At 30.4% G+C, this 13456-nt stretch carries 15 protein-coding genes; 11 read left to right on the top strand and 4 right to left on the bottom strand.

The window, feature by feature from the left end:
• Positions 1 to 6: 6 nt before the first annotated feature.
• Positions 7 to 963, top strand: coding sequence for an LCP family protein (locus B7R65_RS00950; RefSeq protein WP_088040874.1), 957 nt, complete (start codon positions 7 to 9; stop codon positions 961 to 963).
• 47 nt (positions 964 to 1010) lie between these two features.
• On the opposite strand, the gene B7R65_RS00945 is transcribed toward B7R65_RS00950, so the two are convergent.
• Positions 1011 to 2360 (bottom strand): MATE family efflux transporter, encoded by a 1350-nt coding sequence (locus B7R65_RS00945; protein ID WP_088040873.1) that lies wholly within the window; start codon positions 2358 to 2360, stop codon positions 1011 to 1013.
• Between the two features lie 109 nt (positions 2361 to 2469).
• On the opposite strand from B7R65_RS00945, the gene B7R65_RS00940 reads away from it, so the two are divergent.
• From B7R65_RS00940 to B7R65_RS21470, 5 genes are all read left to right on the top strand, one after another.
• Positions 2470 to 3162 carry an SDR family oxidoreductase gene (locus B7R65_RS00940; RefSeq protein ID WP_088040872.1) on the top strand — a complete coding sequence of 231 codons (693 nt, stop codon included), beginning with the start codon at positions 2470 to 2472 and terminating at the stop codon, positions 3160 to 3162.
• A gap of 78 nt (positions 3163 to 3240) precedes the next feature.
• The gene (locus B7R65_RS21180) at positions 3241 to 3411 is read left to right on the top strand and encodes a hypothetical protein (protein ID WP_179194724.1); all 171 of its coding nucleotides are present in this window, start codon (positions 3241 to 3243) and stop codon (positions 3409 to 3411) included.
• Positions 3412 to 3600: 189 nt separating this feature from the next.
• On the top strand, positions 3601 to 4533 hold the full coding sequence (locus B7R65_RS00935; RefSeq protein WP_088040871.1) for a manganese-dependent inorganic pyrophosphatase: 933 nt from the start codon (positions 3601 to 3603) through the stop codon (positions 4531 to 4533).
• Between the two features lie 125 nt (positions 4534 to 4658).
• On the top strand, positions 4659 to 5174 hold the full coding sequence (locus B7R65_RS00930) for a YfiT family bacillithiol transferase (RefSeq protein ID WP_088040870.1): 516 nt from the start codon (positions 4659 to 4661) through the stop codon (positions 5172 to 5174).
• A gap of 50 nt (positions 5175 to 5224) precedes the next feature.
• Complete coding sequence (locus B7R65_RS21470; RefSeq protein ID WP_088040869.1) at positions 5225 to 5548, top strand: low molecular weight protein tyrosine phosphatase family protein; 324 nt, start codon at positions 5225 to 5227, stop codon at positions 5546 to 5548.
• A gap of 33 nt (positions 5549 to 5581) precedes the next feature.
• On the opposite strand, the gene B7R65_RS00920 is transcribed toward B7R65_RS21470, so the two are convergent.
• On the bottom strand, positions 5582 to 6202 hold the full coding sequence (locus B7R65_RS00920; protein WP_088040868.1) for a LysE/ArgO family amino acid transporter: 621 nt from the start codon (positions 6200 to 6202) through the stop codon (positions 5582 to 5584).
• Positions 6203 to 6317: 115 nt separating this feature from the next.
• Between B7R65_RS00920 and B7R65_RS00915 the strand changes: the two genes are divergently transcribed.
• From B7R65_RS00915 to B7R65_RS00905, 3 genes are all read left to right on the top strand, one after another.
• A complete protein-coding gene (locus B7R65_RS00915) occupies positions 6318 to 6512 on the top strand; it encodes a hypothetical protein (RefSeq protein WP_088040867.1) in 195 nt (64 codons plus the stop codon).
• Positions 6513 to 6910: 398 nt separating this feature from the next.
• On the top strand, positions 6911 to 7462 hold the full coding sequence (locus tag B7R65_RS00910; RefSeq protein WP_088040866.1) for a sigma-70 family RNA polymerase sigma factor: 552 nt from the start codon (positions 6911 to 6913) through the stop codon (positions 7460 to 7462).
• Complete coding sequence (locus B7R65_RS00905; protein ID WP_088040865.1) at positions 7455 to 8807, top strand: hypothetical protein; 1353 nt, start codon at positions 7455 to 7457, stop codon at positions 8805 to 8807. The genes B7R65_RS00910 and B7R65_RS00905 overlap by 8 nt, the downstream gene beginning before the upstream one ends.
• A 46-nt stretch (positions 8808 to 8853) precedes the next feature.
• On the opposite strand, the gene B7R65_RS00900 is transcribed toward B7R65_RS00905, so the two are convergent.
• Positions 8854 to 9384, bottom strand: a complete 531-nt coding sequence (locus tag B7R65_RS00900; protein WP_256941110.1) for a GNAT family N-acetyltransferase — start codon at positions 9382 to 9384, stop codon at positions 8854 to 8856.
• A gap of 405 nt (positions 9385 to 9789) precedes the next feature.
• A complete protein-coding gene (locus B7R65_RS00895) occupies positions 9790 to 10944 on the bottom strand; it encodes a tyrosine-type recombinase/integrase (protein WP_088040864.1) in 1155 nt (384 codons plus the stop codon).
• A 297-nt stretch (positions 10945 to 11241) separates the two neighbouring features.
• Here B7R65_RS00895 and B7R65_RS00890 point away from each other — a divergent pair, with 297 nt between their 5' ends.
• Both B7R65_RS00890 and ltaE read left to right on the top strand, forming a co-directional pair.
• Positions 11242 to 12249, top strand: coding sequence for a helix-turn-helix domain-containing protein (locus B7R65_RS00890; protein WP_088040863.1), 1008 nt, complete (start codon positions 11242 to 11244; stop codon positions 12247 to 12249).
• A gap of 113 nt (positions 12250 to 12362) precedes the next feature.
• Complete coding sequence (ltaE, locus tag B7R65_RS00885; protein ID WP_088040862.1) at positions 12363 to 13391, top strand: low-specificity L-threonine aldolase; 1029 nt, start codon at positions 12363 to 12365, stop codon at positions 13389 to 13391.
• Positions 13392 to 13456: the final 65 nt, after the last annotated feature.

Genomic DNA, 13456 nt, shown 5'->3' with positions numbered 1-13456 from the left:
GAAGTTATGTCAAGATTAGACAGAAAAAAAGCGAAAAAGAAAGGGAAATGGAAAAAAATCGGTATATTTGTTACAGTAGCCTTATTATGCTTAGTTTTAAGTACAGTAGGATATGGATATTACCAATATAAAAAAGGAATGGAATTAGCAGCTAAAAATAAAAATAGCATCATCGTTGATAGTCCTAAAAAAATTGAATTTAAATCTGTGGATATACCTAATAAAACCAATGTATTACTACTTGGCGTTGATGCACATAAGAATGGTGAAAGATCTAGAACTGATTCAATAATGATCTTACAATATACAAAAAATCATGAAACGAAATTAATTTCATTAATGAGAGATAGTTATGTTTCAATTCCTGGACATGGAAATCAAAAATTAAATGCTGCATATTCATTTGGTGGAGTTGAATTGTTAAGACAAACGATTCAAGAAAATTTTGGAATTGGACTTGAATACTATTCAATAATTGACTTTAGAAGTTTTGAGAAGATGATTGATGTCATCGCTCCTCAAGGTATTACAGTTGATGTTGAAAAATCTATGAGTAGCCATATCGGGGTAACTCTCCAACCTGGTGTCCAACAGTTACACGGTAAAGAATTACTTGGATATGCTCGATTTAGACATGATGCTAGGGGTGACTTTGACAGAGTGGCTAGACAACAAAAAGTACTAAATGCAATTAAAAATGAAGTACTTACTGTTAAAGGAATTACAACTAGTGTACCGAAAACATTAGGTCTAATCCAACCATATATTCAAACTAATTTTTCATCTTTTGACTTAGTAAAATTAGGTACAGATTTTATGTTAAGAGGGAAGAACAACGAAATCAAAACTCTTAGAATACCACAAGATAATACATATGTTCCGAAAAGGTACGATAATGTTGGTGAAGTACTAGAGTTAGATATTGAAAAAAACAGGGAAATATTACAATCATTTTTAAATTAAAGTCAGTTAATAGTAAAAAAAGTATGGTGAAAAATCACCATACTTTTTTAAACTTCAGAAAGCTTTAATTTTTTTATTTGTAATTGAAATAAGCGGAAAGTTAACGTAATAGCTGAGACTGATAAACCTACGATTAAACCGACCCAGTATCCTTTTGCACCTAAATCAGTATTTGAAAGGACATATCCAACTGGTAATGCAATTACCCAATAAGCTAAAATCATCATCATTAATGTAACATTCACATCTTTATATCCTCTTAAAGCACCTTGAATTGGTGCTGCAAATGCATCAAATAATTGAAACAGTATTGCAAAGATTAGGAATTCACCTGCTAAAGTTTGAACAGAAGGATCGTTTGTATATAATCCTGCTACATCATATCTGAATAAATAGATTATAACGCCAAAAATAGTAGCAATCGACACAGCCATAACTAGACCAATCTTGCTATATTCTTTCGCATTTTGAAAATTATTCGCACCAACTTCATAACCTACTGCAATTGTTAAAGCCATCGAAATACTTAAAGGAACCATATAAAGCATACTTGCAAAGTTCATTGCAACTGTATGAGCAGCAATCGTTTCAGTATCAAATTCGCTTAATAATAAAGTAACAACTGAAAATACACTTACTTCAAAAAAGATACTTAGTCCAATAGGTACACCTAGTTTTAGGATGCTCTTCCATGTAGGAATCGAAATGGGAATAAAATTTTTAAAGATATTAAAGGATTTAAAGGGACTTTTGGTATTGATAATATATAAGGCTAAACCAAAAATAATCCAATACGTAATTGCAGATGCTACTCCAGAACCAACACCACCTAATTGCGGTAGACCTGCTTTTCCAAAAATAAGGAAGTAATTTAAAATGACATTAACTGGAACTGAAATGACAGTAATAATCATGGTTGTTCTTGTTTTACCTAACCCATCTATAAACTGACGAAGTACTGTGTATAAAAAGAGTGGTAAAATTCCAAAAGATAAAGCGAGTAAGAAATGAAGTGCAACGCGATGAACTTTTGGTTCTAGATTCATATGATTTAAGATTGGTTGAATTGAGAAGATACCAATAGTAATAATAACGATTGCAATAATTCCAGCTAAATAAAGTGCTTGCTTTACAAGTGGAGTAATTTTATCATTTTCCTTGGCACCATTTAAATTTGCAACCATCGTTGTAATTGCAACTAATATTCCGGTCAATCCTGTACTAATAGGTATCCAAATACTTACACCGATCGCAACACCTGCTAAGTCTTGGGGACTACTATTACCAGACATAATTGTATCAAAAAATGACATCGAGAATAATGTCACTTGAGTAATAAGGATTGGGAGTAGCAATTTAAAAAAGTGAGAAATTTTTCCCGTTTTATTTGTATTCATTTTTTCAACCTCCTAAACAAACACTTTTACAATTGTATCATGTTTTGGTTTAATTGCTATAAAGAAATCTATCCGTACATAAAACTTAAATTTGAAAGTTGGGAACGAAATGAAAAATCGAGTAATCGTCATAACAGGTGCAGGTAGTGGTTTAGGTGCATCATTAGCAAAAAAATACTCTGAAATGGGTGCACATGTCTGTTTATTAGGTAGAACCGAAAATAAATTAAAAGAAATAGGAAAACAATTACCAAATAATTATTCAATTCATACGATTGATGTTTCAAAACTAAATGACGTTAAAAGGGTATTTGATACAATTGTTCACACATATGGACAAATTGATATTTTATTTAATAATGCAGGAGTCGGCATTTTTAATCTTGCAGAAGAATTAGATGAAGAGGCTATTCATAGTATGATTGATATTAATTTAAAAGGAACAATCTTTTGTTCTGGAGAAGTTTTAAAGCAAATGAAAAAACAAAATAGCGGAACGATCGTAAATATTGTTTCAACTGCAGGATTAATTGGTAAAGCTACTGAATCAGTATATTGTGCAAGCAAATTTGGTGTGAAAGGTTTTACTGAAAGTTTAGTTATTGAATTAACTGGCACGCCAATTTCAGTGTTTGCTGCATATATGGGCGGAATGAATACAGATTTTTGGACAGGTATATTTGATGAAAACAAAACATCAAAAATGATGAACCCAGATGATATTGCAGAAATTATAATGGAAAACATTAAACCAAGAAAAAACATCGCAATACCAGAAATCATTATTAAAAATATTAAATAAAATTAATAGGATAAAAATCTTTCCGCAAACTAGAAAGGATAAGTAAGAAGTTTAAGTTTGTAGTGAAGGAGAATGATTATGAGTAAATCAAAATCAAATAAAGGTAAAATGAATACAAATGCTGAAATTAACAACTTTGAAGATCTTTTACGTGAGGAAGTTCCTACAGTAGATCATATTCCGATTGATTGGCTGCCAAAGAAAGAGCCAATTACAGAAACAATGTCATATGAAAATTCAGGTGATTAACTATTTAGAGAATAGTCTTTTTGGCTATTCTTTTTTATTTTGATATGGTATTATTATTGAAGCGTTTTATGTAATGATCAACTATTTCTAATTTATTTGATCATTTTAGACAAAGCGTTATTTACGTACATACATACTAAAAATAAGTATTATAACATAATAATTTAAGAATGAGTTAGGAGAATCATGATGGAAAAAGTTCTTGTTTTCGGACATAAAAACCCAGATACAGATACGATTTGCTCTGCAATTGCTTATGCAGAACTAAAAAAAGCACTAGGATTAGATGCAGAGGCTATTCGATTAGGCGAAGTTAGTGCTGAAACTCAATTTGCTCTTGATACATTTAAAACAGCGGCTCCTCGTTTAGTAGAAAAAGTAGCAACTGAAACGAACAATGTAATTTTAGTTGACCATAATGAAAAACAACAAAGCGCTGATGATATTGATCATGTTCGTGTACTTGAAGTAATCGATCATCATCGTATTGCTAATTTTGAAACAAGTGATCCATTATACTATCGTTGTGAACCAGTTGGATGTACGGCGACAATCTTAAATAAACTATATAGAGAAAATAATGTTGTCATTAAAAAAGAGGTAGCAGGTTTAATGTTATCTGCAATTATTTCTGATACTTTATTATTCAAATCACCTACTTGCACGGATCAAGATGTAGCTGCTGCTAAGGAACTAGCTGAAATTGCAGGCGTTAATGCTGAAGTTTATGGATTGGACATGTTAAAAGCTGGTGCTAATCTTGCAGACAAGTCTATTGAATCATTAGTTTCACTAGACGCAAAAGAGTTCCAAATGGGTAAATACAAAGTTGAAATTGCTCAAGTTAATGCAGTTGATACGAATGATGTACTTTCTCGTCAACAAGAATTAGAATCTTTGCTTGAAGGAATTGTATCTTCAAAAGGTTTAGACTTATTCTTATTTGTTGTAACTGATATTTTAACAAATGACTCTGTTGCAGTTGTAAAAGGTAATGCAGCTAATGCAGTAGAAAAAGCATATAATGTATCATTAGAAAACAACACTGCTATTTTAAAAGGTGTAGTTTCTCGTAAAAAACAAATTGTACCAGTTTTAACTGAAACATTTAATAAACTGTGAATTTAATTAAACAACAAAGTCAGTCATGACTTTGTTGTTTTTTATATTGGAAAGCGTGAATAAAATTCTTATAATAGAACTGTTGTTATTGATTTGAAAAATAAAGAATTAGAGGGGATTATAACATGGAGAAATTAAAATATCCGATTGGCAAATTTACTGAACCAGCTAGTTATACTCAAGTACTTCGCAAAGAATTTATTGGAATTTTAAAAAATGCCCCTAAACGATTTGAAGATGCAATTAATTCATTATCAGTAACAGAAAAGAATATTCCTTATCGTGATGGTGGTTGGACACCAATACAAGTAATTCATCATGTTGCAGATAGTCATATGAATAGTTTAATTAGGATAAAATTAGCACTGACTGAAGATAATCCAACTATTAAACCTTATGATGAAAATGCTTGGATTACGCTAAGTGACTCAAATAGTGAAATTCAAAGTTCATTGAAAATTTTGGATGGAGTACATACACGATATGTTCAATTGTTAGAATCTTTATCTGAGGAACAATTTCAACGAACTTGTTATCATCCGGAATCTAAGATCAAAATGACGATTGATTATTTAATAGCTTTATATGCGTGGCATAGTAACCATCATTTAGGTCATATCTTATTGGTTAAAAGTAGATAACTTAAATGAAAGTTAAATTAAGAAAAGTAGAATATAGGATGTGAAGTTGTATCAAATTATTATTTATTTGCAGTAAAAATCAGTGGAGAAGTCCAACTGCTGAAAAGATATTTCACCTACAAAATGGACATCAGGCTAGATCTGCTGGCACCGAAACTGGAGCCAGAATAAAAGTAACAGAAGGGCATATTGGATGGGCTGACATCATTTTTGTAATGGAAAAAAAGCATTTAAGGAGAATAAAAGAAAAATTTGGATTGATTCTACCAGATAAAAAAATTGTCAATCTGGATATTCCTGATGATTATCATTTTATGGATGAAGAGTTAATTGATATTTTACATGTTAGAGTATCAGAAATAATTGATTGTTAATAGTAAACCCCACAAAAAAGTGGGGTTTTTCTTTTAAAAAAATGTTTGAATTAAGGAATAGAATAAATACACTGAAATACTCCAAATAATAATAGCTGAAATCTTATTTATCGTTATCATGATTTTTCCAGTTTGATCTAATTTACCAATTGTTCTGCCAGCAATTGCAAGTGAAGTAAACCAAATCCAAGAAACTGTAATACAAGTTAAAGCAAAAACAATTTTCTCAGTTCCTTCGTATTGGAGAGAATTGGTTCCAATAATTCCAATTGTATCTAAAATCGCATGAGGATTTAGAAGAGAAACAGATGCCGCGAAAAGAATTTGTCTTTTTATTGTAAATGTATCTTGAGAGGCTTTAATACTAGAAGATTTACTCTTCCATGTTTGCCAGCCCATATAAAATAAAAAAATAATTCCGAATGATAAAAGTGCAGTCTTTAAATATGCTGAAGCCAAAATTAGTACTGAAACACCTGTAACAGACAAAGCGATTAAGATTGTATCACAGACCGAAGCTGTAATCACAACTGGTAAAACATGAAGAAATTTTTTCTGTGCTGCTCCTTGTTGGAATATAAAAACGTTTTGTACTCCTAATGGTAGAATCAATCCAAAAGCCAATAATGTTGCGTGTAATATAGTTTGAATCATGTGACCACCTAACTTAAATTTTTATAATTTACTAATCATTTCTTTTTACGAATCTTGACTAAATTTGTAAATTTTAGGAAAGGATAATAAGAAACTGTAAAAGGAAGTGATGAGTATGTCTCAACAATTTGATAATATACCTGATTATGAACTTTTAGCGAATGACCCAGCATTATCTCTACATGAACTGTCATATCATTATGATATGAGTTTTAATGATATAGCCGAAATTAGAGGAATATCTGTGGAAGAACTAGTAAATTATTATCAAACAAATACTTCTCACGATGCATTATTTTATTTTGAATAATATGTATGTAAAGCTGAACCATTTTAATGGATTCAGCTTTTTTTTTTAGCTCTATTCTTAAAATTTGTGCTATTATTCATGGGGGAATGTAGATTTCCACTCTAGGATGCTCGCTTTCCGATGAGCGGTTGGAGAGCCTCCTCTGTGCATAAGAACCTCTGGGGTCTCACCTTCACGCTTACTACCACAGGAGTCTCGCATATCCGGTCCAATCAATTTCTTGAGGATTCTCTATTTAATAAATTTTTCTAAAACAATATTAAAATTTTTATATAAAAGTGACTTCTTTCCATTATATTGAAAAACAAAAATGAAAACTATAAAATTTAAAATTTTGTGTGAGAAATGCTCAAAATTTTACGAAGTATACAGTAGAGAGAAAAGAACGAGGTGAGAGGATGGATGAGAAACAAATCATATCCGCCATTTGTAAAAGAGATCAAGAAGGACTCAATTATTTAATGAAAGAAATGAAACGAAATGTTTATGCTCTATGTTTTAAAATAATGGGACAAATTGGAGTGAAAGAAGATATAGAAGAATTAGTTTCTGATGTATTTATTTCGGTCTGGGAAAAATGCGAAGAATATGAACCCGATAAAGGTTCATTAAAAACATGGGTCTATATCATTGCAAAATATAAAGCGCTAGATTGGAAACGAAAAGCAGAAAAAAATGTAAACACATCAATGCTCAACGAAGAAATGATAAGTGATAATCATTTGGATCACCAGAAAATTGAAACTGAAATTGATGTTAAAAGTTTTGTTCAAACTCTTAATGTAAATGACAGACATCTATTAATACGACGATGTTTTTTTGATGAAGATTTAGAATCAATTGCCGAAGATTTACAGACCAATCGGAAAGCTTTAGATACTAGATTGTGGAGAATACGTAAAAACTTGAAAGAATTTTTTTTGAAAGAAGGAGGGAAGAAAGTTGAATGAATTAAATAAAATTACGGACGAATTTATTAAATCAAAGCAAGGAATATACGAGCTAGAAGAATTACTTTCAGAAGTTGACATCGAAAATGATTCATTATCAAAAATAGAACAAAAAGTATTTTCAAAAATCAATAAGAAAAAGAAAAAGAAAATAAATTTCAAGTCGAAACTATTTATTTATTCAGCGGCTGCTGTGTTCTTAATTAGTAGTATTACTTATAAGTCAGAATTGTTCAGAGCATGGGCAAGCGAATACTTAACTTATCTCCCGTTAATAAATGAGTCAATTGATAATAAATCTGGAAGTTCATTTTATGAATTTGATTCTTACATCGGAGACCATAAAAACTTCAAAATTAATAACTTAGCCTTTAATAATGAACTCCCTTATTTTTTAATTGAATATGAATATGATACAAAGAAAAAAAATGAAGGTGAGGATGATTATTCGAAGTTTTATAAATATTGGGATAGTAAGCCAGTTCATCTGAAAATTAATAATAAGCTGTATGATTTAAAGAGAGAGATATATGGTGTAGGATCAGATGGGGTTGCAGAGGATCAACTGGTTTTAGTAGATAAGTCAATTAAATTAGAAAAACCAAGTAACAACATTATACAATTTATTTTAGGCAAGAATAATTATCAATTGAAATTAAAAGAAGTTGATAAAGTTTATTCACTTAGTAAAAGTAATTCAATAAAAAATGTTGAGTTAAAAACAATGGTTAAAAAAGAAAAGAATAATCTTTTAATTAATTATCTCATAGAAGAAGAAATTAGCCCTTTCAATTTTAATAGATCTAAAGCTTATTTAGTCGATTCCAAAGGACGGAAAAGTTATTTAACTTCAAACGAAAATAGTTCGGCGGTTAGATATAAGTATAAAGCAAAAACAAGCAATTTAAATTTAAAAACAGTTTCGTTAATCACTCCATCCATTTCAAGACAGGTAACATTTAATAATCTAAATTGGAATATTCCAATTCCTTCAAATGTAAATGAAGAGATAGTTCTACAAGACCTAATTTTACCTGGTACTAATATTAAAATTGAGGGTGCAAAGGTAAGAAGAGATACATTTGCAAAGAACTCAATAGAAATTGTAATGCCAAAACGAAATAAAAATGATAGCCAATGGTTGTTACAATTAGATATATATCCATTAGGAAATCAACAATTCGAAGTATCCGCGTATAGTAACAAGTCAGGAGGAATGTTTGAGCCTGACGGATACACTATTGAACTAAAAGATCTTAAACAAAAGAATATAAGTCTAAATATCACTAGTGCTTCGATCATTGAAAATGGACCTTGGAAGACTGATTTATCAAATATAAAATAATTTAGAAAGAAGTTAAATCTTAAGTGATTTAGCTTCTTTTTTTAGATTACTCATTTTTGCCATTGAACTTTATTCTCCAATTATTACTTTGCATGATTGTTCCTAGTGGGTATTCGAATTCGCACTTCCCCATATATGAAAAGTTGAGTTTTTGGCAAATCTTGTTAGAAGCTAGATTTTCAACGGAAGGAAATGCATGGATATTTTTATGCTTTCGTTCAAAACTTGCAAGAGTAATAGCTTTTGAGACAGCTATTGTTGCAATCCCCATACCTTGGAATTGAGGAAGAACACTCCAGCCTATTTCATATACAAGTTTATTTTGCCATGATCGATCCCAAAACCCAACACTTCCAATTTTTTTTCGATGTGGAAGTAAAACAATTGTGTACATATGTCCAACACCAAGTCTATCCATTTCAAGATAACGTTTGTGTCGATTTAAAATCTGCCTGTATTGTTCAGGACCTCCAAGATGTTGCATCATTTTATATGAATTCATAAGACGAAGTAAAGAAAAATCAGCCTCAACCCACGGTTCAATCTGAATTAGTGTATCGACTATTGTTACTGGCAATATAATCACTCCTTATATATTTTAGTTAGTAAAGATTTTTGTTTTTAAAAGGTTTTAATACAAATTGTAAATAATGAAGTTGATGAAAAGAAAGGTATGAGACTTTATATGGGGAAGAGGTGGGCATCGGACGCCCTACTGAAGCTAGCATCTTGGAGTGGAAATTCACGAACTACTTCAATAATAGCAACAAAGTTCACGAAAACAGCCTATTATTCAAATTAATTAAGAAATTATACTATTTATAATAAAAACACATTTTATATTATATTAAAAAAACTAATTTAAATTGATAGTAATAAAGTACAAATAATATTATTATGTAAACTAAAATTATGAGTTATTACTCACTTTGATAAATCCAAATAAGACACCCCCCACTTATTAAATAAGAGGGGGTAATTTTTAATATTCATCATCATCCCACACGTTACTTGCATGTTGTAATCGATTCATCATTTTTGCTAAATATAGTTCAGTTGTTTGAATACTTTCGTGGCCAAGACTTCGGCTAACTTGATAAATATTTGCTCCTTTTTCAATTGATCGGCATGCATAGTGATGTCGAAAGAAGTGGGGACTTATATTCCCATTTCTGTTTGAGTCTGTGACAAAAGGTAGCCCTGTCATTTTGATCATTTCGATTACATATTTAGATAAATATTTAAAGGAGTAATGATTATTATTTTTAGTTGGAAAAAGGGGATTTGTGTCACTCTTCATAATAAGATTAGATAATCGGCGGCGTTCTCTTAATTTACATAAGTCATTATAAACATGTTGTAATAATTTTACTTCACGCTTTTTATTTCCTTTTCCAAGTATTTCAAGCCAATACCCATTTGCATCCTTCGAAACATTACCCCAATTTGCTTCTGCTAATTCTCGAATACGCATTCCTGTAGTTGCTAATAGTTTAATTAAAGTAGTTTTTAATATATTACCTTTATAAAATTCTAAAATAGCTTTTACTTCATATTCTTCTAAATCTCTATTAGGTAAATCATCCTTAGTAATTTTTGCATCTAATATTCGTGTGTAAAGTTGCTCTTCTATAAAATTCGTATCATACAAAAACTTAAAAAAGCTTTTAAGTATGACTAATTTTCTAGATAGTGTTGTTACTTTATAAAGTTGATTATTCGGACCATATTGATAGCTAGTTAGCCATTGTTGATAAGCATCGATATGTCTTTGTTTTATATTTTTAAAAAGGGAAGTCTCATTATAAACACCAACGTCTTGGCGTAAGAATTCTTCACTAATATACAAATAACGATAGAATTGTAACAGTTCTCTTATGTATTCGGTTTTTGTACTGCTTTTTCTTTGTTTAGATGTTTGGATGTCTTTCCTTTTTTGGACATAGTAGTACATCATATCTAAATCTGAAAAACCTTCAAAAAGCGGGCGATTATTTTTTTCATTTTCAAATCTCGATTGAATAAGTTCAGAAAGATTTGACTCATCGATTAGGAAATTTATTATGTTCGATTGGCGATCTATTTTTGAAGGGGGAAGGTTCCTATTTGAAAAAAGTAGGTTCGGTTCAGATAACATACAATTCACCTCACTATCTAGTATACATTACAGACCAAAATTAGAGTATTATTTCAAATGTTTTTTAATAATTAGGAAGTAAAATAACATTGTTATAATTTATATTACTTTATTTAGGAAAATGGTAGAAAAATACATTATTATTCTACTAATTACAAAATAGATATATTAATTAATTTATAAGTAAATATATTATATATAACTGCATTTAAATATTTATCAATAATTCGTTGTAATTAATATGGTATAATACGGTTAATTAATTAGACTGAAATACTCCAAAAAAGGGGATTGATTATGTTCGAACAGGAACAATTAATTAGAGAAATCGTTACGACAAATGAAGTTGTCGAAATACTTGGGGTTTCAAAGCAAACAATTTATAATTATGTTAAATTAGGTAAATTAAAACTTGTTTATGATGACTGGCAAATAGATGGAACAATGAAGTTTTTCATAGAGGAAGTAAATAAATTAAAACAGTTTACTGAAAAACCAGAAGGCTTAACAGTTTTAGAAGCTGCTAATCAATTTGGTGTATCAAAAGCTACAATTCATCAATACATAAAATCTGGAAAAATAGATTCCAAAAAGATTAATTTTAAAGGTAGAATGACCGTTTTTATACCAACTGAAGAGGTAGAGAAATTAAACCGATCATTCCAAAACATAACAACGAAGAAATCTTATTTTACAAAGGATTTGGAGTATCTATTATTCGGGTTATACTTTAAAACTGATTCAAATGAAAAAGCTCGCATTATTGAATTATCTGAAACTGGTGAACTTGTTGCTAAAACGAATATGGGTGAACTATTAAGCAAGGCAGAACTAGTAGAATGCGGGTTTGTAAAGGCTTATGAACTTAAGCAAACAAAGCATAGTACAAAAAGAGGGAATATTATCTTTAAATTTCCGATTCCACAATCGATTAGTGCCCCAATTTTCGGGATAATCGATGCTTTTTATCAGCATATAGGTGTTCAAAATATGAATCTGTTCATAGAAAAACATTCGATTAAGGTGGAAATAAAACCAGTTAAGATCCCTTATCGGTCTGAACAAATAGAACAAGATTTCGAAATTCTAAATAATTGTTTAATAGATGGGAAACTCTCTAGTAGACCAGGTTATATTGTATTTACGAGTAAACAAGAACAATTGACTACTTTTGTAGAAGATATAGTTAAAACAGAGATTAAAAAGATTGCAACAGAGTATCATACTGGAATTGAATATATAACCGAAAAACTTATTAAAATTGGATTAGCTGAATTCAAAAAAAATAAGGAACTTAAACTATAATTCTTTAAATTATGTTCCAGCGTTGAGATGGATCAATATAGGCTGAATATTATTTCGATGCGTCTCTCAGTCTGTTTTTGATAATTCAGAAATTATAAAAAAGGAGAATGAAAATGAAATCCCAAATAATTGATTTAAGAAGTGATACGGTGACAAAACCAACAGATGAAATGAGAGAAGTGATGTTTCATGCTGAAGTTGGAGATGATGTTTATGGTGATGATCCAACTGTTGTAAAACTAGAACAACTAGCTGCGTCGATGATTGGGAAGGAAGCTGCACTTTTTGTACCAAGTGGAACGTTTGGAAACCAATTAGCATTATTTACACATTGTGATCGAGGTACAGAAGTAATTTTAGGTGAAGATTGTCACATATTTGAACATGAAGTAGGAGCAGCTTCAATAATTGCAGGTGTTCATTTACGAACGCTTCAGACTGTTTATGGAAAAATGGACACTAAGCGAATTAAACTGGCAATTAGACCAGATGATTTACATTATCCTGAAACATCATTAATTTGTTTAGAAAATGCTTATTCAAATGGAGCAGTTGTTGATCTTGATTACATGAAGGAAGTTTATAGTATTGGAAAAAGTGCAAATATTCCTGTACATCTAGATGGAGCAAGAATATTTAATGCAGCTACGTATTTAGAAACTGATGCAAAAGAAATTGCCCAATATAGTGATAGTGTAATGTTCTGTTTATCAAAGGGGTTATGCGCTCCAGTTGGTTCAATTTTAGCGGGAAGTAAAGAGTTTATCGAAAAAGCAAGAAAGAAACGTAAATTATTAGGTGGGGGCTGGAGACAATCAGGTTTCCTTGCTGCTGCAGGGATTGTTGCATTAGAAAAAATGACGAAACGACTACATGAAGACCATGAAAATGCACAATATTTAGCAAATAAATTAAGCGAAATTCCTGGAGTGAAAGTTGATTTATCTCAAGTGCATATCAATCTAGTATTCTTTCAAATAACAGAAATGAGACGTTCTCCAGAGGAAATTGAAAATATTTTTAAAGAAAATGGGATTATCATTTTTGCACCGGATGAAGATGGAATGATGCGATTTGCAACACATTACTGGGTTTCAAAAGAGGATCTTGATAAAGTAATTCAAGTGATGAAAGAGCTTTAATAAAGGAGATTTTTATTATTTTAACGAAATAAGTATTCATAACTTGAACTGGGGTGAAGAAGATT

This window comes from Bacillus sp. EAC, from assembly GCF_002156875.1.
In the GTDB taxonomy this organism is placed as follows: Bacteria; Bacillota; Bacilli; order Bacillales; family Bacillaceae_G; genus Gottfriedia.
This window is presented reverse-complemented; position numbering and strand designations above follow the sequence as displayed.

Coding starts and splice junctions, on each gene's coding strand:
- B7R65_RS21180 (WP_179194724.1), top strand. CDS start 3,241: ATGAGTAAATCAAAATCAAATAAAGGTAAAATGAATACAAATGCTGAA.
- B7R65_RS00890 (WP_088040863.1), top strand. CDS start 11,242: ATGTTCGAACAGGAACAATTAATTAGAGAAATCGTTACGACAAATGAA.
- B7R65_RS00915 (WP_088040867.1), top strand. CDS start 6,318: ATGTCTCAACAATTTGATAATATACCTGATTATGAACTTTTAGCGAAT.
- B7R65_RS00920 (WP_088040868.1), bottom strand. CDS start 6,202: ATGATTCAAACTATATTACACGCAACATTATTGGCTTTTGGATTGATT.
- B7R65_RS00910 (WP_088040866.1), top strand. CDS start 6,911: ATGGATGAGAAACAAATCATATCCGCCATTTGTAAAAGAGATCAAGAA.
- B7R65_RS00930 (WP_088040870.1), top strand. CDS start 4,659: ATGGAGAAATTAAAATATCCGATTGGCAAATTTACTGAACCAGCTAGT.
- B7R65_RS00950 (WP_088040874.1), top strand. CDS start 7: ATGTCAAGATTAGACAGAAAAAAAGCGAAAAAGAAAGGGAAATGGAAA.
- B7R65_RS00940 (WP_088040872.1), top strand. CDS start 2,470: ATGAAAAATCGAGTAATCGTCATAACAGGTGCAGGTAGTGGTTTAGGT.
- B7R65_RS00935 (WP_088040871.1), top strand. CDS start 3,601: ATGGAAAAAGTTCTTGTTTTCGGACATAAAAACCCAGATACAGATACG.
- ltaE (WP_088040862.1), top strand. CDS start 12,363: ATGAAATCCCAAATAATTGATTTAAGAAGTGATACGGTGACAAAACCA.
- B7R65_RS00945 (WP_088040873.1), bottom strand. CDS start 2,360: ATGAATACAAATAAAACGGGAAAAATTTCTCACTTTTTTAAATTGCTA.
- B7R65_RS00895 (WP_088040864.1), bottom strand. CDS start 10,944: ATGTTATCTGAACCGAACCTACTTTTTTCAAATAGGAACCTTCCCCCT.